Genomic DNA, 22,823 nt, shown 5'->3' on the forward strand with positions numbered 1-22,823 from the left:
TTTATGTTGAGAAGATACCACTTGCAAAGCAGAGCCCTGCACTTGGTGTATCCCGGCCGCGTCACAACGACCGGAATAGGAGCGCCGGATAATGTCCAGGCGCCCGAAGACGCGCGTGCATGAACCGGAAATGCCTGTGTAAACGTTTGCAGCGTCGCATTGCAACACAAAAAATGTCCGAAGCTGTCAAAAAAGGACGATTTTCGGTTATTGCGCGAATAAAGCTTAGATTTACGAAGTCCAGTAAGCGTGACTCATCGAATGAAGGCCGGCAATCTGAATACGTATTCATTACCGCAAGGCCCAATTTGAATACGTATGCGCCCGGCAAAACGGCAATTGGCTCTTTTGTCCGGGCGCGGTTTGACATAAGCCTTAGATATAAAAACAAATATCGCATCGAGGAAACCATCCATGAGAAACGGCATGATTACGGGATCTGGCCTGCGCGCTCTGGCCTTTACCTTTATCGCAACAAGCACTGGCATGGCCTTGCCGGCGCTGGCCCAGGACGCCACCCCGGCGGCCGATGTGTCGCAATCCTCGCAGGCGGCGCCAAAATTCCAGACCATCGCCAGTGCGGATTCGCCGGACAAGGTCTTGCACGTCGATATCATGCTGAGCGGTGACGGCAATCTGTCCTATCAGGTGACGCGCAAGGGCGCGGTGATCGTCAATCCGTCGCGTCTGGGTCTGATCCTGGCCAATGCACCAAAGTTCGACCGCTATTTCAGCCTCGATAACACAACAACGACCGCGCATGACGACACCTGGGAGCAGCCTTGGGGCGAGCGCCGCTATGTGCGCAACCACTATAATGAACTGCGCGTCGATGTTGTCCAGAAGACCTGGGATAATCGCAAGATGACGGTGGTCTTCCGTATCTATGACGAGGGTATCGGTTTCCGCTACGAATTCCCTGACCAGCCACAGCTTCACAAGCTGGAGATCATGGACGAGCTGACGGAGTTCGCCATCGCCGATCCGGCCACCGCCTGGTGGGATGTCGCCGGCGAATGGAACCGTGAGGAATATCTCTACAACAAGACGCCGCTGAACGAGGTCAGCGAGGCGCAGACGCCGATGACCATCAGGACAGACAAGGGCCTGTATATCTCGTTCCACGAAGCGGCCCTGGTCGATTATGCCGCCTACTGGCTGCGTCGGGTCGATGGCCAGCGGCTGAAAACGCGTCTGGCGCCCTCGGCCATGGGCGCGCCGGTGGTGCGCGACGCGCCTTTCCCGACACCGTGGCGGACGATGGAGATTACCGATACGGCGGCCGGTCTCTACAATAGCTCAGATCTGATCCTGAACCTGAACGAGCCCAACGCGCTCGGCGATGTCTCGTGGGTCAAGCCGTACAAATATGTCGGCATCTGGTGGGGCATGCACCTCAATAAATGGACCTGGGAAGCCGGTCCGCGCCATGGCGCCACCACGAAAAACACTGAGGACTATATCGACTTCGCCGCGAAGAACGGCTTCCGCGGCGTGCTGGTCGAGGGCTGGAACAAGGGCTGGGAAGACTGGTTTGGCAAGGGCTGGAACTTCTCCTTCACGGAGGCCTACCCGGACTTCGACCTGCCGGCGATTTCCGCCTATGGCCTGAAGAAGGGGGTCCACCTGATCGGCCATAACGAGACCTCCGGCAATGTCGCCAACTATGAGCCGCAGATGGCCGCTGGCTTCGCCCAGTACGAAAAATACGGCGTGGATTCGGTCAAGACCGGCTATGTCGCCGATGCCGGCGGGGCGCGCGTCAAGGACGCGAATGGCGACATCCGCTTTACCTGGAACGACAGCCAGGAAATGGTCCGCCACTACCTGCTGAACGTACAGACGGCGGCGAAATACCATATCGCCATCGATACTCACGAGCCGATCAAGGATACCGGCCTGCGCCGCACCTATCCGAACTGGGTGTCGCGCGAAGGCCAGCGCGGCATGGAATATAATGCCTGGGGCGATCCGCAGAATCCGCCGGAGCACGAGGCCAATCTGGTCTTCACGCGCATGCTTTCCGGCCCGATGGATTTCACGCCGGGCGTGCTCAGCCTGGAAGGGCAGGGCAAGCCGATCCCCTCGACGCAGGCCAAGCAGCTGGCCCTCTATGTCGTGCTTTATTCGCCGATTCAGATGGCCGCCGACCTGCCGGAAAACTATGCCAAGTACCCGAAGCCCTTCCAGTTCATAAAGGATGTGCCGACCGACTGGGATCAGTCGATCGCGCTGAATGGCGAGCCGGGCGATTTCGCCACCATCGTGCGCAAGGATCGCCATTCGGATGACTGGTATCTCGGCAGTGTGACCGATGAAAACGAACGCAGCCTCGATGTGCCGCTGACTTTCCTCGAACCCGGCCGCACCTACAGGGCGCAGATCTATCGCGATGGCCCCAAGGCCGGCATGACAGGCGATGCGCGCTTCGATATCGTTATCGAGGAAAAGACGGTGACGGCCGCTGATACCCTGACCCTGCGCATGGCGTCGGGCGGTGGTGAGGCTATCCGCTTCGTGGCCGAAAAGGGCGCGAAAAAGCAGAAGAAATAGGCTGTTGGCGGGCCCGCCTTCGCCTTTACTGTGAAAGGGGAGGGCGGGCTGTTCAATGCCCCTTGACAGAAGGCTGGCGCCATGGCGAAGGTTGTGTAATTCAACCTGAGTGTGTGGGGCGGAGATTGTGGCGGCAGAGCCATCAATCGTCTTTACGGATGTCAATGAACGCCAGGGGATGTTCAACCGGCGCATCTTCCTGATGGGCGGCGTCGTGGCCTTTGGCATGTTCGCGCTGACCGGCCGGCTGGCGCATTTGCAGATCGTCCAGGGTGAAAAATACCGGAAACTCGCGGCCGCCAATCAGTTCAATCTGCGCCTGGTCCCGCCGCCACGCGGCAATATCTATGACCGTAATGGCAAGCTGATCGCCGGCAATCGCCCGTCCTTCCGCGTCATGATCGAGACCAATGAGGTCAAGAACATCGACGATACCCTGGATCAGGTCTCCTACGTCCTGCCCCAGACCCTGGCGAACCGCCGTCGTATCCTGCGCGACATCAACCAGAATCAGCGCTCGGTGCCGACCATCATCGCCAGCGATCTGAGTTGGGAGGATTTCTCCAAGGTCAGCCTCTATGCCAGTGACATACCCGGCATCGTCGCCGATATGGACGAGGTGCGGGCCTATTACTACGGCGGGGCGTTTTCGCACGTTGTCGGCTATGTCTCGAAGATCAACCAGAAGGATCTGGAGAACGAGAAGGACGCTTCGCAGGCGGATTTCAACCTGCTGCATCACCCCAGCTTCCGCATCGGCAAATCCGGCATCGAGCGTGCTTTTGACAAGGATCTGCGCGGCGTGGCCGGCGGCAAGAAGGTCGAGGTCGATGCCCGCGGCAAGGTGGTGGCGCAGGACGATGACGGCTCGATCGAACCCACGCCCGGCAAGGATATCGTCCTGACCCTGGATGCCGATATCCAGCAGCGCGCCATCGATGTTTTCGCACAGGAGTCAGGCTCGGTGGTGATGATGGACATCCACACCGGCGAGGTGCTGTGCATGACTTCCTCGCCGGGCTTCGACCCGAACCTGTTCGTTTCCGGCATTTCCTCCGATGCCTACAAGCTGCTGCACGATTACGACCGCGTGCCTTTGCTCGATAAGGCCCTGTCAGGCACATATCCGCCGGGCTCGACCTTCAAGACCCTCGTGGCCGTGGCGGCGCTTGAGCACGGTTACGACCCAAAGACGACTCACACCTGCAATGGCTCGTTTCCCTTCGGCAATCACGTTTTCCACTGTGACCGGCACCACGGTACGCTCGATCTGCACGGCGCCATCGTCACCTCGTGCGATGTTTATTTCTATCAGTGTGCTCTGGCGGTCGGGCCGGACAAGATCGCCGAGGTAGCACGCAAGTTCGGTCTGGGGCAGGTCTTCGATATCGGCATCGACGGTCAGAAGGCCGGTGTCGTGCCCGATACAGCCTGGAAGAAGGCCTATTTCGACGGCAGCAAGCCCTGGCGGCCGAAAGATCCGAAATGGCAGCCGGGCGATACACCTTCTATGGGCATCGGCCAGGGCTATACCAATGTTAATGCCCTGCAGAACTGCGTGGCCGTGGCGCGCCTGGCCAACGGGCGCAAGGCGGTCCTGCCACGCCTGGTCAAGACGATCGGTGGCAAACCTTACAAGGAAACGACATTCGAAGACCTGGCCGCCGATCCGGCCCATATCGCCTTTGTCCGCGCCGCCATGGCCGATGTGACGGCCGCCGGCGGTACAGCCGCCGTATCGGGCAAGCTCGATCTCGGCCCCATCCTGATGGCGGGCAAGACGGGCACGGCGCAGGCCCACACCATCAAGTCCGGCTCACGCGATACCCTGCATCTGGAATGGGAAAAACGCGACCATGCCTGGTTCGTTGCCTTCGCCCCGGCCGATGCGCCGAAATACGCCATGAGCGTCATCGTCCAGCATGGCGGCTGGGGCGCGTCAACGGCCGTGCCCAAGGCGCGCGAGGTCATGCGTATGGCCTTGCTGAAGGATCCGGAAATCCAGAAGCGCATTGTCGGCGTCAATCCGGCCGACCTGGTCGACAAGTCGCTGACCGATACGCCCCAGCCCGGCGACGATACCGGCGATGCCCCGCCTCCGCCGGATATTTTACCGACCAGTACCTAGCCTCACCTTTTCATAAAGATGAAAGCACTTGCTTTCATGGGGAAAACTGTGTTCTCTGATGTTAAGTCCCTTCTAAGCGGATGTGGGGTAAGGAGACATGCAGGTCATTTCTGGCAAGATCAGGCTGGAAGATATCGCCCGGCTCGCCGGCGTTTCGGTCGCGACGGTATCGCGCGCGCTGAATGATTCCCCGGCCGTTAATCGGGTCACTAAGCGGCGCGTCTGGAAGATCGCCCGCGATCATAATTACGTCCTCAACCAGGATATGCCGATGTCGATGTCGGGCTCGCAGGCCACCATCGCCATCGTCATTCCGCCGCCGCACGGGCGCGAAGGACGGTTTTCCGACCCCTTCTACCAGGAACTGATCTCCGCGGTCGGCGAGGCGGCGCGTGACATGGGCTGCGACCTGCTGCTCTCTCACCTGACGCCGAAAAGCCAGAACGACCTGGCCACCCTGATGGCCAATATCAAGGCCGATGGCGTCATCTTCCTCGGGCAGAGCTATCTGCACGATCGCTTCAATCACCTGGCGGACACCACCAACAAGTTCATTGTCTGGGGGCAGGAAATTCCCGGCCAGAAATACTGCACGGTCGGCTCGAACAACCTGCAGGGCGGCACCCGCGCCACAGCGCACCTGGCGAGGCTTGGCCGGCAGCGGATTGCCTATTTCGGTGAGACCGAAGGCACCGAAATGAAGCAGCGCTATCAGGGCTATCTGAATGTGCTGGCGGAAAATGGCCTGACGTTCGATCAAAGACTGGTGGTCTCCACCCATTTCGAAATCGCTTCGGCCGAAGCGGCGGTACTTAACCTGATCCATAAAGGTATTAAGTTCGACGGCCTGTTTGCCTGTTCGGATATCATCGCTTTCGGCGCCATTCGCGGCCTGATGCGCGCCGGCCTGCGCGTGCCGGAGGATGTCTCGGTCGTGGGCTATGACAATATCACCCTGGCCAGCCTGACCCATCCTTCCCTGACGACCATTTCCCAGGATCTGGCGCGTGCCGGCAAGCTGATGGTATCCAAGCTGATCGGATCGATTTCCAATGACGAAAGTCATTCCGAAATCGTCGCCACGGAGCTGGTTGTCCGCGAATCCTGCGGTGGCTGATCCGGATATTAAGGTGGCGCCGGGTAAGCGCTGTCATCTCTGTCGGTCAAATGGTAGCGCTATCTTTGCATAATTTTGCAATTTTTTGCGAACATTGTCAAAAATGAATGGCGACATCATTTCACGTATAGGGTGCATATTTCGATTATTTATACGATCAATTCAACCAAAATACACTTAAATTGACCAATTTCGTCACCCCAAAGCCACAACATTACGAAATATACAGATTTTGGGCTGCAAAAATTTGCAAAGACTTGCAAAAAAGAACCGCGTTGTGGAATACTTCCTGCGAAGGCGCCAAAGAGCGTCGTGAGGGTTGAGATATCTAAAGGCGAATGTCCTGCACAAGAGAACAGGGCACGCGTTGAAAGATCGAAACGCAACACCAGGAGGAACCTAATGCGTAATTCCAAGGGTCAAAATGCGACGCGTGCGCGTCTGCTGACCTGTGGCGCGACCGCGGCCATCGTGACGGCCTGCGCTTTCGCCGTCCCCGTCATGGCCCAGGATGCGGCTGCCACCACACCAGCGCCCGCCGATGAAACAACCACCGTGGTTGTTACCGGCATCCGTCGCGGTATCCAGGACGCCATCACCGCCAAGAAGAAATCATCCCAGATCGTGGAAGCCGTTTCGGCTGAAGATATCGGCAAGCTGCCCGATGCCTCGATCGCGGAATCGATTGCCCGTCTGCCAGGCATCGCGGCCCAGCGTACCAATGGCCGTGCCCAGACGCTCAGCATCCGCGGCCTTGGCCCGGATTTCACCCTGACCACGCTGAATGGTCGCGAGCAGGTGTCGACCAATGACAATCGCTCAGTCGAGTTCGACCAGTATCCCTCCGAACTGATCAGCCAGGTCGTGGTCTACAAGACTCCGAATGCGGGCATGACGGCGCAGGGCCTGGCCGGCACCGCCGACCTGCAGACAGTTCGTCCTCTGGCTTTCGGCAAGAAGGCGTTCGCGGTTAATGTGCGCGGTGAAGTCAACAGTGAAGACGCTGCGATCGGCGGCATGAAGAACACGGGCAACCGGTTCTCGGTCATGTATATCGACCAGTTCGCCAACAAGACCATCGGCGTCGCGCTTGGTTATGCCCATACGGACTCGCCCTACCAGACCCAGAAAAAGGAATCCTGGGGCTTCCCGACTTGCTCGGCCTGTGCCACCGATGACCAGGACCTGCTGATCACCGGCGGCGAAAAGGACGCCGTCGATTCGTCCAACCTGACCCGTGACGGCTATATGGCGGTGGTGGAGTTCAAGCCGAACGACCGCTTCCACCTGACCCTTGACGGCTATCATTCGGATTTCGATGAACTGCAGCGCATTGCACGTCTCGAATACCCTCTGGCCTGGGGCGCCAACCAGCTGCAGTCGGGCTACACCACGGATGACGAATTCGTCACCAGTGGCACCTTCACCGGCGTCAAGACCGTGGTCGAAAACTACATCAACCGCCGCAAGGCCAAGCTCGACTCGTTCGGCGCCAATGCCACCTATGATCTGAACGATCAGTGGTCGTTGCTCGCCGACCTCAGCACCTCGAAGGTCGTTCGTGACGATACCCTGGTCGAATCGACCGCCGGCACCGGGGCTTCCGGTTCGGGCGCGACCGACACCATCACCTTCGAGCAGCAGGCCAACGGCCTGACCAACCTGACCGGTGTGGTTGATTACAGCGATTTCGACAGCGTCTTCCTGACCGATCCGGGTGGCTGGGGTGGCCCCACCAACCGTGCGGGCTATGTCAAGATTCCGCACATCACCGATGAGATCAAGGCGGCGAAATTCGCAGCCACCCGCAAGATCGGCGGCGGCCTCTTCAGCGATATCAGCGTCGGCTATAACCATACCGAGCACACCAAGGCCAAGGTCGGCGTCGAAGGCTACCTGACGCTGAAGGACGGCGCGACCGCTGTGGTGCCCGAAGCCTATCGCACCGGCACGACGGACGCCCAGTTCCTCGGCAGCAATTCGGGCATGATTTCGTATGATGCCCTGGGCCTCTACGAATCGGGCTTCTTCGGCTTCGTCGAGGACACGACCACGGCCTCGCTGCAAAAGACCTGGTCGGTGACGGAAAAGATCGACTACGCCTATATCAAGGCCAATATCGATACGACCGTCTTCAATATCCCGCTGACCGGCAATATCGGCCTGATGTCTGAACATGCTGATCAGGAAGCGACGTCGCGTTACACCGTGGGCGACGGCACCTTCAGCACGGTCACCGATGGCGACAATTACACCGATGTCCTGCCATCCATGGCGCTGAATTTCGCCCTGGCTGACGACATGACCCTGCGTATCGGCGCCGGTACCACCCTGGCCCGTCCGCGCATGGACGACATGGCGGCCGGTACGGGATACAGCGTTACGGTGGACGGCACGACCTCCGGCAGCACGGTCAATGGCCATCCGGTCTACTGGAACAGCACGACCAGCGGCAATCCGCACCTGAAGCCGTGGAAGTCCAACAACTACGATATCTCGCTGGAAAAATACTTCGGCCGCAAGGGATATGTGTCGGCAGCCCTGTTCTACAAGGACCTGACGACCTTCATCTACAGCGACACCACGATCCATGACTATACGGGTGTGGCCCTGCCGTCCTACTGCACGAGCGGTACGACCAGTGTCTGTACGGAGGCCGATGCCCAGCGCGAAGGTCTGGCGACCCAGATGAACAATGGTGACGGGGGCTATATCAAGGGCGTCGAACTGACGGCCTCGGTCCCCGGTGAGCTCCTGTGGGCACCGCTGGATGGCTTCGGTCTGATTGTCAGCGGGGCGTTCAACGACTCGAGCATCAATCCGAAGGGCACTGGCGCCATCGATGTGCCGGGCCTGTCCAAGAAGGTCATCAATACGACCATCTATTACGAAAAGTACGGCTTCTCTGCCCGCCTGAGCAACCGCTATCGCGGTGACTTCCTGGGTGAAGTGCCGAACTACACCAACACGCTGGAAAACCAGTGGGTGCATTCGGAATCGATCCTCGATGCGCAACTTGGCTATGCGTTCCAGAGCGGGCCGCTCAAGGGCATTTCCCTGTCCTTCTCGGCGCAGAACCTGACCAACGAACCCTTTACCCTCTATCAGGGCAAGGGACAGCGTGACCATATCCTCCGCCAGGAAAAATATGGCAGCAGCTATCTGTTCGGCGTCAACTATCGCTACTAGGCTCACAGCCTGATCCAAAGGCATCCGCCGGTCCTGCGATCGGCGGATGTTTTTGTTTGTTTATGCAGGGGAAGATACATGACAGCGGCGCCCATCCGGAAAATCGTCATTCTCGGCGGCGGCACGGCCGGCTGGATGGCCGCCGCCATGCTGGCACGCAGCTGGGGCAGTCGGCTGAGCATCACCCTGATCGAATCCGAGGCTATCGGCACGGTCGGGGTTGGCGAGGCGACCATTCCGCCGCTGATTCAGCTGCTGCGTTTCCTGGGACTCGACGAGGATGTGACGCTGCGCAATATCCAGGGTACGTTCAAGCTGGGAATCGAGTTCGATGGCTGGCGTCGCGCCGGCGAAAGCTACATGCACGCCTTTGGCGTGCCTGGTTCGCCCATTGGCATCGTGCCTTTTTACCAATACTGGCTGCGCCGTCATCTGGCGGGTGAGGATTGCGGTAGTCTCTGGGATTACAGCCTCACCACGCGCATGGCCTATGCCGGCAGGATGTCACGCGAGTTGCGTGTCGAAGGTAATCTGCCCGGCGCCGACCGCGCCTTCCATTTTGATGCCGGCCTGCTGGCGCAATTCCTGCGCCGTGGCTGCGAGTCGTCGGGTGTGGTGCGGCGCGAGGGCAAGGTGACCGGCGTCAACCTGCGCAGCGAAGACGGCTTTATCGAGTCGCTGACACTCGACAGCGGTGAGATCGTTGCCGGTGACATGTTCATCGATTGCTCCGGGTTCGGCGGCGTGCTGATCGAGGGCGCACTGAAAGCTGGATACGAGGACTGGACCCACTGGTTGCCCTGCGATCGCGCGGTAGCCGTGCCCAGCCAGTCTTCCGGTCCGATCCTGCCCTATACGCGCGCCACGGCGCATGCGGCCGGCTGGCAGTGGCGCATTCCTTTGCAGCATCGGATCGGCAATGGCCACGTCTTCTGTTCCGGCGCCATGAGTAATGATGAGGCCACGCGGATTCTGCTCGAAAACCTCGATGGCGAGACGCTGGCGGAGCCGCGTGTGATCTCCTTCACGACCGGCCGCCGCAAGGCGACCTGGGTGAAGAACTGCGTCGCGCTCGGCCTGGCCTCCGGCTTCATGGAGCCGCTGGAATCGACGTCGATCCATCTGGTGCAGTCGGTGATGACGCGGTTTCTCGACTTCTTTCCGGATAAGGATTTCAACCCGGTCGAGATCGCCGAATTCAACCGGCGCACCCGCCACGAATACGAACTGATCCGGGATTTCCTGATCCTGCACTACCATGCCAATGAACGGGAGGAACCGTTTTGGCGCCAATGCCGCGACATGACTCTGCCGGACTCGCTGGTCCACAAGCTTGATTATTTCCGCCAGCATGGCCGTCTGCTGATCGAGGAGGGCGACCTGTTCCGCGAGGCCAACTGGATACAGGTGCTGCTGGGGCAGGGCGTGTTCCCGAAGGCGGCATCGCCCCTGACCGCGACGGTAGGCGACGAAGCCCTTGCCGGTTTCATGACGGGACTGAAGGGGGCGCTGGACCGGTCCGTGGTGGCCATGCCGTCACATACGGACTTTATCGCGCGTCATTGCGCGGCGGTTGCTTAGCCACAGCTACCTTGGAACGCGGTGGGCGGCCGAGCACATCCGATATCTGCCAGGCGGTGGCCACGATGGTCTCGAGATCGACGCCGGTCTCTATCCCCAGGCCGTTCAGCATGTAGAGCACGTCCTCGGTCGCCACATTGCCCGAAGCGCCCGGCGCATAGGGACACCCCCCCAGTCCACCGACCGAGGAATCGATGGTGGCGATACCGTGATCGAGCGCCGTAAGTATATTGGCCAGCGCCTGTCCATAGGTGTCGTGGAAATGTACGGCCAGCTTTTCGGCCGGTATGACCTTGAGTATGACGTCCAGCAGGCGCTCGACATCGGCGGGCGTGCCGACGCCGATGGTATCACCCAGCGAAATCTCGTAGCAGCCCATGTCGAGCATTCGGGCGGCCATATCGGTCACGGCCTGGGGCTTGATGGCGCCTTCATAGGGGCAGGCGATAACGGTCGAGACATAGCCGCGCACCGGCATGGCATTGATCGCCGCCTCGCCCATGACGAAGCGGAAGCGCGCCAGGCTTTCCGCAATCGAGCAGTTGATATTCTTCAGGCTGAAGGTTTCCGAGGCGGCGCCGAAGATGGCGACGGTCTGCGCACCGGCATCCCGGGCAGCTTCATAGCCCTGCAGGTTGGGTGTCAGGACGGGATAGGTGGCGCTTGTCCGTTGCGTGATCCCGGCCATGACCTCAGCCGCATCGGCCATCTGCGGCACCCACTTCTTCGATACGAAACTGGTGGCCTCGATATATTTTAGTCCGGAGGCGGACAATCGGTCGATCAGCGCGATCTTGTCGGCGGTGGCGACGATCTCCGTTTCCGCCTGAAGGCCATCTCGCGGCCCGACCTCGTAAAGAGTAACATGTGCGGGCCTCACATTTCCAGGATTCATTGGGTTTCCTCGAACAGTTCGCGGCCGATCAGCATGCGGCGGATTTCCGATGTGCCGGCACCGATCTCATAGAGCTTGGCATCGCGCCACAGCCGGCCGACAGGGAAATCATTGGTGTAGCCATTGCCGCCCAGGCACTGGATCGCTTCGCCTGCCATCCAGGTCGCCTTTTCGGCAGCATAAAGGATGCAGCCGGCGGCGTCCTTGCGGGTAGTCTCGCCACGATCGCAGGCGGCGGCAACGGCATAGACATAAGCCCGGCAGGCCGCCCAGGTCGAATACATGTCGGCCAGCTTGCCCTGCATCAGCTGGAAGGTGCCGATAGGCGCGCCAAACTGCTCGCGCGCGTGGATATAGGGGATAACCGCATCGAGACAGGCGCGCATGATGCCGAGCGGGCCGCCGGAAAGGACTACGCGCTCATAATCGAGCCCTGACATCAACACGCCGGCGCCGCGGCCGACCGTGCTCAGCACATTCTCTTCCGGCACTTCGCAATCGGCAAAGACCAGTTCGCCGGTATGCGAGCCGCGCATGCCCAGCTTGTCGAGCTTCTGCGCCACCGAGAAGCCGGCAAATCCTTTTTCGATCAGGAAGGCGGTCATGCCTTTCGAGCCGGCGGCCGGATCGGTCTTGGCATAGACGACCAGAACGTCCGCATCCGGACCATTGGTGATCCACATCTTCGAACCGTTGAGGATGTAGCTGTTGCCGCGCTTGTCGGCCCGCAGCTTCATCGACACCACGTCCGATCCGGCGCCGGTTTCCGACATGGCCAATGCCCCGATATGTTCGCCGGAGATCAGTTTTGGCAGGTACTTTGCTTTTTGCGTTTCGTTGCCGTTGCGGGTGATCTGGTTGACGCACAGGTTGGAGTGCGCACCGTAAGATAGCCCGATCGAGGCCGAGGCGCGGGAGATTTCCTCCATGGCGATGGTGTGTGCCAGATAGCCTATGTTCGCGCCGCCATAGGCTTCCGGGGCAGTGAGGCCGAGCACGCCCATCTCGCCCATCTTGCGCCACAGCGGCATGGGGAACTGGTCGTCGCGGTCGGCGGCTTCGGCCAGCGGCGCGATCTCGATTTCGGCGAACCGCCGCACGCCTTCGCGCAAGGACTCGATATCCTCGCCATGACCGAATTGCAGATGTGGAAAGTGGATCATTGTGCGTCCTCTATCTCTACCAGCAGGGCCTTGTCGGCCACCTGATCACCGGCCGCCGCATACAGCGCTTTGATCACGCCTGCTTTTGGTGCTTTCAGGGTATGTTCGATCTTCATAGCGCCCAGGATCAGCAGCTTCTGACCCTTTTCGACGACGAGACCGGGGGCGACAAAGACATCGATCACCTGGCCTGGCATGGGCGCCTTGATATCCCCCGAAGCCACAGCCTCGGCGCCCGCTGCCGATTTCAGGTTCAGCGGCGAACGCGGCGGCAGGTTCAGCTGCCAGCCGGTGATATCGTTCCACGGCGAAGTCGGATCGACAGCCGAGGGCGCGATGTCGCTATCGGCCCAGGGCGCCAATAACCGGTCCTGATGTCGGGCAATAAAGCCGGTATCGATTTCCGCCGCCGCAAACGCCTCGTCCGACACCACGCGACGCAGGAAGCCGAGATTGGTCGCCAGGCCGCGCAGTTTCGTCTCGATCAAGGCCTTACGCATTCGCGCCAGTGCCTGTTTGCGGTCCTTGCCGTGGACGACGATCTTGGCGATCATCGGGTCATAGAAGGGGCTGACGGCATCACCCTGTTCGACCGCCGATTCAATGCGAGCGCTGGTCGGAAAATCCAGACATGCCAGCGTGCCCGTAGCGGGCAGGAAGTCGTTTTGCGGATCTTCGGCATAGAGCCGCGCCTCGATGGCATGGCCGGTGATGGTCAGTTGATCTTGCGTCTTCGGCAGGGGCTCGCCCGCCGCCACGCGCAGTTGCCATTCGACCAGATCAAGCCCGGTGATCTCTTCCGTTACCGGATGCTCGACCTGAAGACGCGTGTTCATTTCCATGAAATAGAAGGGGGCGCCTTCGATGCCTTTCGACACATCGACAATGAATTCCACCGTGCCCGCGCCGCGATAACGGATGGCTTGCGCCGCCTTTACCGCTGCCTCGCCCATGGCACGGCGCATGTTGTCCGGCAGGCCGGGGGCCGGGGCCTCCTCGATCACCTTCTGATGGCGGCGTTGCAGCGAGCAGTCGCGCTCGAACAGATGGACGACATGACCGTGTTCGTCGGCGAACAGCTGAATCTCGATATGGCGCGGCACCTCGATATATTTCTCGATCAGCACCTTCGGGTCCGAAAAGGCATTTTGGCCCTCGCGCTGGGCCGAAACCAGGGCATCGGCAAAATCCTCGGGCCGGTCGACGCGGCGCATGCCCTTGCCGCCGCCGCCCGCCACCGCCTTGATCAGCACCGGATAGCCGATGCGTGCGGCTTCACTCGCTAGATAATCCGTGTGCTGATCATCGCCGTGATAGCCGGGCGTCACCGGCACGCCGGCGGCCGTCATCAGGGCCTTGGCGGCGCCTTTCAGCGCCATGGCGCGGATGGCGTCGGGGCGCGGGCCGATGAAGACCAGCCCGGCCGCTTCGCAGGCCTCCGCGAATTCGGCATTTTCCGACAGGAAGCCATAACCGGGATGGATCGCCTCGGCGCCGGTCTCCAGCGCCACGGCGATAATGCGCTCGCCACGCAGGTAACTGTCGCTCGCCGCCGCCGGGCCTATCAGCACGGCGCGATCCGCCTCGCGCACAAAAGGCGCACGTGCATCGGCGTCGGAATAGACCGCCACGGTTTCCACGTTCATCCGCTGGCAGGTGCGGATAATGCGACGGGCGATCTCCCCGCGATTGGCGATGAGGATGCGTTTGAACATCAGGTCAGCCAGCCGGGTTTGCGCTTGGCGAGGAAAGCGGCCACGCCCTCGCGGCCTTCATCGGAAGCACGACGCGTGGCGATGCGATGAGCGGTCAGTTCAGCCTTATCGTCCATTTTCGTAATGTCGTTTATCAGGTCCTTGGCATCGCTTATGGCTTCCGGGCCACCGGCCAGCAGGGCCTCGACGATCTTTGCGCCCTCGGCCTCAAGCGCCGGGCTGACTTCGTGGACCAGGCCGATGCGCAGGGCCTCGGCCGCGGTAAAGCGCTCGCCGGTCAGCATATAGCGCCGCGCCGCAGATTGCCCGATCTTGGCGATGACGAAGGGCGAGATGACCGCCGGGATCAGCCCCAGTCGCACCTCGGTCATGCCGAAGCTGACCTCTGGCTGGGCAATGACGATATCGCAGCAGGCGACCAGCCCGACCCCGCCGCCGAGCGCCGCGCCCTGCACCAGACCGATCACAGGTTTCGGGCAGGTATTGAGGGTATCGAACAGCTTCGCCAGGGCCTGAGCGTCTTCACGGTTGGCATATTCATCCTGTTCGGCGGCGCGCTTCATCCAGTTGAGATCGGCCCCGGCGCTGAAACTGGCGCCATTGCCGGCAAGGACAATGACGCGCACGCCATCCTGCTTGCCGAGATCGGCGAAGGCGTCGGTCAGTTCGCTGATCATGCCTTCATTGAAGGCATTGTGTATGGCGGGACGGTTGAGGGTGACGCGGACCACGCCGCGTTCGTCGGCATCTACGGTGATATCCTGCATGGGGGTTTCCTTTCGGCGGTTACATCCTGAAGACACCGAACCTGGTGGGTGAAACGGGGGCATTCAATGCGGCGGAAAGTCCCAGGCCGAGCACGCGGCGCGTATCGGCCGGGTCGATGACGCCGTCGTCCCATAGACGGGCAGAGGCATAATAGGGATGGCCCTGCGCTTCGTAGGTCTCGCGGATCGGCGCCTTGAGGGCGGCCTCGTCTTCGGCGCTCCAATGGCCGCCCTTCGCCTCGATGCCGTCGCGCTTCACCGTGGCCAGCACATTGGCCGCCTGTTCGCCGCCCATGACCGAAATGCGCGCATTGGGCCACATCCACAGGAAGCGCGGATCGTAAGCGCGGCCGCACATGCCGTAATTGCCGGCACCGTAGGACCCGCCGATGATGACGGTCAGCTTCGGTACACTGGCGCAGGCCACGGCCGTGACCATCTTGGCGCCGTGACGGGCAATACCCTCGTTTTCATACTTCTGTCCGACCATAAAGCCGGTGATGTTTTGCAGGAAAATCAGCGGGATATTTCGCTGGCAGCACAATTCTATAAAATGGGAACCTTTCAGCGCGCTTTCGGAAAACAGCACGCCATTATTGGCGATAATGCCGACCGGATAGCCATAAATGTGGGCAAACCCGCAGACCAGGGTTTCGCCATAGAGCTTTTTGAATTCGTCGAATTCGGAGCCATCGACCAGCCGGGCAATGACCTCGCGGACATCGAAGGGCTGGCGCGTATCGGCGGGAATGATGCCGTAGATCTCCTCGGTCTCATATAACGGCTCGACCACCGGCCGGGTCGCCAGATCGATCTTCTTGGTACGATTGAGGTTGCCGACAATGCGGCGGGCGATGCGCAAGGCATCGGCGTCATCGGCGGCCAGGTGATCGGCCACGCCTGAGACGCGGGCATGGATATCGCCGCCGCCCAAATCCTCGGCCGAGACCACTTCGCCGGTGGCTGCCTTCACCAGCGGCGGCCCGGCCAGAAATATGGTGCCCTGGTTGCGCACGATGATGCTCTCATCGCTCATGGCCGGCACATAGGCGCCGCCGGCCGTGCAGGACCCCATGACCACGGCAATCTGCGGTATGCCCTTCGCCGACATCTGGGCCTGGTTGAAGAAGATGCGTCCGAAATCGTCCTTGTCCGGAAAAACCTCATCCTGGTTAGGCAGGTTGGCGCCGCCGGAATCGACCAGATAGACACAGGGCAGGTGGTTCTGCTGCGCGATCTCCTGCGCCCGCAGGTGCTTCTTGACGGTCAGCGGATAATAGGTTCCGCCCTTTACCGTGGCGTCATTGCAGACGATAACACACTCCGTGCCATTGATACGGCCCATGCCGGTGATCAGGCCCGCCGCCGGCACCTCGTCATCATAGACGCGGTGTGCCGCCAGGGCCGAGAATTCGAGGAAGGGCGAACCGGGATCGATCAGGCCGGCGACTCTTTCTCTTGGAAGAAGCTTGCCGCGCGTGGTGTGCTTGTCGCGCGCCGAGGGCGATCCGCCTTGCGCGATTTCCGTCGTCAGTCGGCGCAGGTCATCGACCAGCCCATTCATCCGTGCGGCATTGGCGCGGAATTCCTCCGAGCCCGTATCGATCTCGCTCCTGAAGGCGGTCATCTCATCCCTGTCTCTTTTTACCGACAGGATAGTACGCGCTTGGCTTCAATTGGAAAAATTGATAGTCACAATTCTGTGCATAGATATTATCTATGGATGGTGGGGAGTGGATAGAGCGTGGAACTATATTTATTGCGCTATTTCCTGGCGGTGGTCGAAACCGGCAGTTTCACCAAGGCGGCCGCCGCCTGTCTGATCACCCAGCCGACGTTATCCGCCGGTATCAAGCGGCTGGAGGACCAGCTGGGCGTCGAGCTGTTCGTGCGCAACAACAAGCGCGTCTTCCTGACCACGGCCGGATCGCGTTTTTTACCGCGTGCCAAGGCGATCCTGCACGAGGTCAATATGGCCACCGCCGAGATCGCCCGTACCGAACAGGCTGACGTGCTGCGACTGGGCGTTCTTCAAACCCTGCCGACGGCGCTGGTGGCGAAGATGCTGGCCGGGTTCTCTGCGAAGCATCCCGGTATCCGTCTCGACCTTTATGACGGCAGCGAACAGGAACTGCACAATCGTCTCGATGAACGCGGGCTTGACTATGCCTTTTCCCTGCGCCGGGTGGCGGACGATACCAGCCTGCCGCTGTTCGAGGAAGGTTACCGTCTGGCGCTGCCGGCTATGCACAAGCTGGCGGGGGAGGCCCTTATTCGCGGTGAGGACCTGGCCAATGAAGCGATGATTGTGCGTACGCGCTGCGAGGCCTTGAGCGAAACCAGCCGCCATTTCACCGACCGCAATGTCCGACCGCCGCTGGTGTACCGAACGGCGCAGGATGAACGTGCGCTCAGCATGGTCGGCGCCGGTGTGGGACTCACAGTCATGCCGGATTGCTACACGGCACCCGATGTCGTGCGTATCGCCATGCGGGATTTCAATCCGCGCCGCACAGTAGCGCTGTTTCGTCCGCGTTTCGCGCCGTCACCCCGTCTGGCCGAGATAGGCGGCGCCTTTGAAGACTTCGCCGTTCGCTTCTTCCGGCTCAGCGACGCGGGCTGAGGCCTGAGGCATCATGTAGTCGCGTGTTATGGGCAAGGTGTCGAGGCATTTCGACAGCTGCACCTGGAAGACCATCAGATCGCCATAGCGGAAGCCCAGCTCGCAATAGCAGAGATAGAATTCCCACATGCGGCAGAAGCGCTCGTCATAGAGGGCGGCGATCTCCTCACGGTGCGCCAGGAAGCGTTCGCGCCAGTGCCGGCAGGTCTCGGCATAATGCAGCCGAAGGGATTCGATATCGGTGATGAAGAGGCCTGATTTTTCGACCGCGTCGGTGATTTCCGACAGGCTCGGAATATAGCCGCCGGGGAAGATGTATTTGTTGAGCCAGGCGGAGCGTCCGCCGGTCTTGCCGCGGCGACCGATGGTATGGATCAGGGCTACCCCGTCATCCTTCAGCCGGTCAGCCACAGTCTGGAAATAACCGTCGAAACCGGCCAGCCCGACATGTTCGAACATGCCCACGCTGACAATGCGGTCGAACAGGCCGGTCACTTCGCGATAGTCGCACAGCTCGAAACGCACGCGGGCATTGACGCTCGGCGCCAGGGCACGCTGCTCGGCCACGGCCAGCTGCTCGGTGGAAAGGGTCACGCCGGTGACATTGACCCCGGCCTGCTGGGCCAGGTGCAAGGCCATGCCGCCCCAGCCGCAGCCGATATCGAGCACGCTCTGGCCGGGCGACAGGTAGAGCTTGTCGGCGATATGGTCCTTCTTGGCGATCTGCGCCTCTTCGAGCGAGGCCTGCGGACAGCGGAAATAGGCGCAGGAATACTGCATGTCCTCATCGAGGAAGAGACGGTAGAGCTTTTCCGACAGATCGTAATGGTGCGCCACATTGGCGCGCGAAGCCGTCAGCGAATGAACAGGCAGGAAGCGCTTGATGCCGTGCAGCAGGCGCGACAGCCAGCCGCGATCGGGCGCATGGCGCAGATTGAGTCCGATCAGCTCGATCAGGTTCCATAGGCTGCCCTTTTCGACGATCAGGTCGGCCTCCATGACCGCTTCGCCGAAATAGAGATAGGGGTGCAGGCCGATCTTGAAGGCGGTCCATGGGCTGTTGATCCAGATGGCGACATCAAGGTCGGGCCGTTCCGGTATGGAAGTGCCGAAATGATAGGTCTTGTTCGGATTGACACGGACCGTGAGAGAGCCCTGTTGGATCAAGGCACCCAGATAGGCTTGCAGCATTGCGGCCTCCAGTTTTGACCAGATTTCTGGCCAAAGTTTAGAAAGTCCCCGGTGATATGATACAAGGGCTGCCGGCGCAAAAAACCCATAGGCATCGCGGCCGTAAACATAAAGATTTCGTAAAAATAACTATCGCCAGGCGATAGTGAAAAATTACCGTTTCGGTTGAACTTTTTGCATATTAACAACACATTTGAAACTATTTTGGCGAAACCTGCCGGGCGGGGGAATTCCCATTGTTCGCGCGCAGAAATGCGGGCACTACGGACGATCAGGCGCTCAGTCTGATCGCTGGTTTGCTGTAACGGAGGGGTAATGGCGGGACGACGGATTGTAGCTGCGGGCGTGGCTGTATCGGCGCTGGCTATGGCCACGACGGTTCAGGGTCATGCCCTGCAGGATCAGCCGGGCGCTAAAGCCATGAATACCGTGCCTGCCGATGATGCCGATACATCGACCACGGTGGTGGTTACGGGAAAAACGCCGCCTGTGATCCATAAGGCCGACCGCACGGTTTACGATCTGAAGGACAATCCCCAGGCCGCCACGGGCAACCTCTCCGATGTGCTCAATACCCTGCCGTCGGTTAATGCCACACCGGACGGCAATGTCACCATAAGAGGGCAGGGGTCTGTCCAGATCCTGATCGATGGCAAACCGGCCACGGCCATGAAGGGCGCCAACCGCGCCAATAGCCTGCAGTCCCTGCCGGCCAATACGGTCAGCAAGATCGAGGTGGTAACCAATCCCGGCGCACAGTACCAGTCCAACAGCGCCGCCGTCATCAACATCATCACCAAGCAATCGCAGAAGCGGGGTGCTGCGGGTGATCTGACCGTTAATGCCGGACCTGAAAACCGCTTCAATGCGGCGGTCAACGGCAATTGGGGGCTGGGCAAGCTGACCCTGAACGGTGGCTTGAGTTTCCGCCAGGATGGCCGCAGCACGGTCAGCCACACTGATCGCACCCATTCAGATGCGGATGGCGCACCGCTCAGCGTGATGCAGGAAGATTACCGCCTGGTTGGCAGCGTGCGCGTCATGACCCTCGATGCCGGCCTGGCCTATGCTGTGTCCGACAAGGATAGCCTGTCCCTGAGCGGGCAGTTGTCAAAACGCCGGCTGAGCCGCCATATCACCGATCGCATCCACCTCTACGATGGCAACAATGTCCTGACGAGCGATACCCTGACCACCTCCGCCGGGCCGGAGGACCAGGACAGCAGTTCTCTCAACATGGGCTACAAGCATAAGGGCAGTCGCGAAGGTGAAACCTTCAATCTCAGTCTGCGACATGAAGAGTTCGATCCTTTCAGCGACCGCAGTTACAGCGTCCGTGGCATCGATGACCTCGCCGAGATGAGTGCCTATCGTATCATGCATAGCGGCCATCAGCTGACCGACGAACTGAGCGGCGACTATGTGCTGCCCCTCTCCGGCGACCGGCAATGGACCGCCGGCTTCGACTATGAAAGCAGCCGCGACCAGTCCTATAACTATACGGCCAACATCAATCTGCGCACTCAGGCGGAAACCGCTGATGACAGTCAGACCAATGGTTTCCTGATCGAGCAGACATTGAGCGCGAGCTACGTCACCTACCAGATGCCGGTCGGCCCCTGGAGCCTGCAAGGCGGCTTACGCGTCGAAAACATGCTGACCCGGCTGCGGGAAAGCCGGCTTGTGCCCTATACCGAAATCTCGGACGTGCAGTGGAGCCCAAGCCTCTATTTCAATCGCCAGCTGACCGACGATAATGCTGTCAAGGTGAGCTACAGCCGCCGCATCGAACGCCCCACGGCCTATGATCTCAATCCCGTGATCAGTAACACCGGCAGCCAGGATTTTTTCATCGGCAACCCTTACCTCAAGCCCGCGGAAATCCAGTCCCTGGAAGCGGGGTACAGCCATTCGGACCGGCCGTTTAGCTATGAGGCAACGCTATATTATCGCCGCAACAATAACAGCATCACCGACTATTCCTACTTTCTGTCGAACACGGTCCTGGTCTCAACGCGGGAAAACGCCGGCAAGGGAAGCGCCGGTGGCCTGGATATGTCGCTCGATGCCAATCCGACGGCGAAGATCAGCTACAGCCTGAGCGCCGATGTGTTCTACAATGAGCTTGAGGCCTTCATTTCGGATGTCCAGACGAAGCATTCCGGTATGTCTTATGAAAGCAAGGCCAGCTTCACCTACCGGCCTCGGGCGTTTGAGGATATCCAGCTGAGCGTGCAGTCCTACGGCCGCATCTTGACGGCCCAGGGCACGCAATCCGGCTTTACCCTGGTGAACCTGTCCTATAGCCGCCAGCTGACACAGCGTCTGAAACTGATCGCTACAGGCTATAATATCTTAGATACCGGGCGGTATACAAATATTACGCAGACTTCTCAGTTGCGCGATCAGACGCGGGCGCGCTTCCAGGGGCAGATCTTCTATATCGGTCTGGGCTACAAGCTGGGTGCGGCGAAGGCGGACGAATAGGCTTTTGCACAGCTAATTGTCGGGGCCCGCGAATTTCCTGAAAACTTTTGTGAAAACCGCGATTAAAACCGTTGACCGGCGAAAAGTTTGCCCCTATAGGTCGCCGCCTTCGCTGAGAGATCGGCGGAGACTACCACCTAAGTAAGTGCCCAGGTGGCGGAATTGGTAGACGCGCTGGCTTCAGGTGCCAGTGGCTTAACGGCCGTGAAGGTTCGAGTCCTTTCCTGGGCACCATCTTGGTGTTTTCCTCCTAAAAATGAGAGTCTTCTCCGAGGTGAACGCCTCGTGGTTACGCCTTGTCTTGCTGCAAGGCTTTGATGCACGCGTGAGCTATCTCCCCCCTGTTTTTGACATCGCGGATATGAGCCGGAAGCACCTTTTCGCTGGTGCTTCCTGAAACGACGCATGTGATTTCGCTATCGTCGCTGGCCGCCCAAGGTCTGCCATCCATCCAATTGCTGGGCCTTTTCTGAAAGACCGGAAGTTCAGGCTGTCGAGGTGACTTGAGATCACCCATGCAAGGCATTCCTCATTGTAATTAGCCAATTTGGCGTCAGCTCACAGGCAATTTGGGGTCAGCCTGGGGTTTAAAATCGCTTGTGAAAGCTGCAGTTCAGCTGATTTTTCTCATTAATACAATCGTTTGCGTAACGTGGATATAGTTTGACACAAAACACCTTATGCGTGCGCTAAATGATTTAATTTCTGAATGTAATCGCAGATTAACATGCTGAATATTAATAACAATATTTCAAATCAGGGTTAATGTTGCATTTGAAATATAGTTTAAGTTCATTAATGCAACCATCTCATCGAATCTTAATCATTCGCCCATAAATTGTGATTAGATTTGTGTGCATTGGGTACAGAACGTTTTTTAAAAGGATGTGGTCATGGAAGATATGGCCAGGACGCAGGGCGAAGATCATCTCTCAACGGATGCGAACACGAAGCTTTCAGGTGCCCTCGATCTTTTTACGGTTCTGCAAGATGCGCCAACGGTCGATCTTTCTGCCAGGATTTACTCCGCCGAAGAGGTGGCCTCGCAGGAGCAGGTTGCCGCGGCGATCAGCAATCCGGCCAACTGGGATTCCAATGTTCAAAATGGTCTCCTCAAGATTTCGCAGGGCCGCCCGACCGAGCTGAATGATCAGGTTGTAAGCCTGAACTATGTGCCCCCAATCACTGATGCTTCCGGCTTCTCATCGACTGAATCACGCATCGTTGCGGATGAACTGCGTACGGTCAGTCGTGAAACGGCCGCGCAAGCCCAATCGGCCAATGCGGCGAATGCAGGGGCGGCTTCTCCTGCCAATGCCGCGACCTACGTTCAGGATCGACCTGCCAGCCCAAATAATTCGACCACACCCAGCGATCCAGGCACGCCGAGCGACCCGACCACACCCAGCGATCC

At 59.7% G+C, this 22,823-nt stretch carries 14 protein-coding genes and 1 tRNA gene; 9 read left to right on the forward strand and 6 right to left on the reverse strand.

Annotated elements, in window-relative coordinates; all coding sequences use genetic code 11:
* Positions 1–426 precede the first annotated feature (426 nt).
* From QM647_RS05810 to QM647_RS05830, 5 genes are all read left to right on the forward strand, one after another.
* Positions 427–2,553, forward strand: a complete 2,127-nt coding sequence (locus QM647_RS05810; RefSeq protein ID WP_414994527.1) for a glycoside hydrolase family 97 protein — start codon at positions 427–429, stop codon at positions 2,551–2,553.
* Between the two features lie 127 nt (positions 2,554–2,680).
* Complete coding sequence (gene mrdA / locus QM647_RS05815; protein WP_414994528.1) at positions 2,681–4,681, forward strand: penicillin-binding protein 2; 2,001 nt, start codon at positions 2,681–2,683, stop codon at positions 4,679–4,681.
* Between the two features lie 97 nt (positions 4,682–4,778).
* On the forward strand, positions 4,779–5,798 hold the full coding sequence (locus QM647_RS05820) for a LacI family DNA-binding transcriptional regulator (RefSeq protein ID WP_414994529.1): 1,020 nt from the start codon (positions 4,779–4,781) through the stop codon (positions 5,796–5,798).
* A 402-nt stretch (positions 5,799–6,200) separates the two neighbouring features.
* Positions 6,201–8,987, forward strand: coding sequence for a TonB-dependent receptor (locus tag QM647_RS05825; protein ID WP_414994530.1), 2,787 nt, complete (start codon positions 6,201–6,203; stop codon positions 8,985–8,987).
* A 78-nt stretch (positions 8,988–9,065) separates the two neighbouring features.
* Entirely contained in the window at positions 9,066–10,568 is a 1,503-nt protein-coding gene (locus QM647_RS05830) for a tryptophan halogenase family protein (RefSeq protein ID WP_414994531.1), read from the forward strand.
* On the opposite strand, the gene QM647_RS05835 is transcribed toward QM647_RS05830, so the two are convergent.
* The 5 genes from QM647_RS05835 to QM647_RS05855 are packed head-to-tail and all read right to left on the reverse strand — an operon-like array spanning position 10,537 to position 16,672.
* The gene (locus tag QM647_RS05835) at positions 10,537–11,463 is read right to left on the reverse strand and encodes a hydroxymethylglutaryl-CoA lyase (RefSeq protein WP_414994532.1); all 927 of its coding nucleotides are present in this window, start codon (positions 11,461–11,463) and stop codon (positions 10,537–10,539) included. The two genes, QM647_RS05830 and QM647_RS05835, sit on opposite strands and share 32 nt — an antisense overlap.
* On the reverse strand, positions 11,460–12,623 hold the full coding sequence (locus QM647_RS05840) for an isovaleryl-CoA dehydrogenase (protein WP_414994574.1): 1,164 nt from the start codon (positions 12,621–12,623) through the stop codon (positions 11,460–11,462). Before QM647_RS05840 ends, QM647_RS05835 begins: the two co-directional genes overlap by 4 nt.
* Positions 12,623–14,341, reverse strand: coding sequence for an acetyl/propionyl/methylcrotonyl-CoA carboxylase subunit alpha (locus QM647_RS05845; protein WP_414994533.1), 1,719 nt, complete (start codon positions 14,339–14,341; stop codon positions 12,623–12,625). Before QM647_RS05845 ends, QM647_RS05840 begins: the two co-directional genes overlap by 1 nt.
* Positions 14,341–15,108, reverse strand: coding sequence for an enoyl-CoA hydratase-related protein (locus QM647_RS05850; protein WP_414994534.1), 768 nt, complete (start codon positions 15,106–15,108; stop codon positions 14,341–14,343). Before QM647_RS05850 ends, QM647_RS05845 begins: the two co-directional genes overlap by 1 nt.
* Positions 15,109–15,127: 19 nt before the next feature.
* Positions 15,128–16,672 (reverse strand): carboxyl transferase domain-containing protein, encoded by a 1,545-nt coding sequence (locus tag QM647_RS05855; RefSeq protein WP_414994575.1) that lies wholly within the window; start codon positions 16,670–16,672, stop codon positions 15,128–15,130.
* A gap of 180 nt (positions 16,673–16,852) precedes the next feature.
* On the opposite strand from QM647_RS05855, the gene QM647_RS05860 reads away from it, so the two are divergent.
* On the forward strand, positions 16,853–17,731 hold the full coding sequence (locus QM647_RS05860) for a LysR family transcriptional regulator (protein WP_414994535.1): 879 nt from the start codon (positions 16,853–16,855) through the stop codon (positions 17,729–17,731).
* Here the strand turns inward: QM647_RS05860 and QM647_RS05865 are convergent.
* Positions 17,654–18,922, reverse strand: a complete 1,269-nt coding sequence (locus tag QM647_RS05865) for a class I SAM-dependent methyltransferase (RefSeq protein ID WP_414994536.1) — start codon at positions 18,920–18,922, stop codon at positions 17,654–17,656. The genes QM647_RS05860 and QM647_RS05865 overlap by 78 nt on opposite strands.
* 315 nt (positions 18,923–19,237) lie before the next feature.
* On the opposite strand from QM647_RS05865, the gene QM647_RS05870 reads away from it, so the two are divergent.
* From QM647_RS05870 to QM647_RS05880, 3 genes are all read left to right on the forward strand, one after another.
* Complete coding sequence (locus QM647_RS05870; protein ID WP_414994537.1) at positions 19,238–21,409, forward strand: TonB-dependent receptor; 2,172 nt, start codon at positions 19,238–19,240, stop codon at positions 21,407–21,409.
* A 147-nt stretch (positions 21,410–21,556) separates the two neighbouring features.
* Positions 21,557–21,643: transfer RNA gene (locus QM647_RS05875), tRNA-Leu, on the forward strand.
* A 659-nt stretch (positions 21,644–22,302) separates the two neighbouring features.
* The coding region (locus tag QM647_RS05880) for a hypothetical protein (RefSeq protein WP_414994538.1) at positions 22,303–22,823 on the forward strand (521 nt) is incomplete at its 3' end.

It is taken from the genome of Asticcacaulis sp. (assembly GCF_047605585.1).
Taxonomy (GTDB): Bacteria; Pseudomonadota; Alphaproteobacteria; order Caulobacterales; family Caulobacteraceae; genus Asticcacaulis.

Coding starts and splice junctions, on each gene's coding strand:
- QM647_RS05810 (WP_414994527.1), top strand. CDS start 427: ATGATTACGGGATCTGGCCTGCGCGCTCTGGCCTTTACCTTTATCGCA.
- QM647_RS05820 (WP_414994529.1), top strand. CDS start 4,779: ATGCAGGTCATTTCTGGCAAGATCAGGCTGGAAGATATCGCCCGGCTC.
- QM647_RS05825 (WP_414994530.1), top strand. CDS start 6,201: ATGCGTAATTCCAAGGGTCAAAATGCGACGCGTGCGCGTCTGCTGACC.
- QM647_RS05830 (WP_414994531.1), top strand. CDS start 9,066: ATGACAGCGGCGCCCATCCGGAAAATCGTCATTCTCGGCGGCGGCACG.
- QM647_RS05835 (WP_414994532.1), bottom strand. CDS start 11,463: ATGAATCCTGGAAATGTGAGGCCCGCACATGTTACTCTTTACGAGGTC.
- QM647_RS05845 (WP_414994533.1), bottom strand. CDS start 14,341: ATGTTCAAACGCATCCTCATCGCCAATCGCGGGGAGATCGCCCGTCGC.
- QM647_RS05850 (WP_414994534.1), bottom strand. CDS start 15,108: ATGCAGGATATCACCGTAGATGCCGACGAACGCGGCGTGGTCCGCGTC.
- QM647_RS05855 (WP_414994575.1), bottom strand. CDS start 16,672: ATGAATGGGCTGGTCGATGACCTGCGCCGACTGACGACGGAAATCGCG.
- QM647_RS05865 (WP_414994536.1), bottom strand. CDS start 18,922: ATGCTGCAAGCCTATCTGGGTGCCTTGATCCAACAGGGCTCTCTCACG.
- QM647_RS05870 (WP_414994537.1), top strand. CDS start 19,238: ATGGCGGGACGACGGATTGTAGCTGCGGGCGTGGCTGTATCGGCGCTG.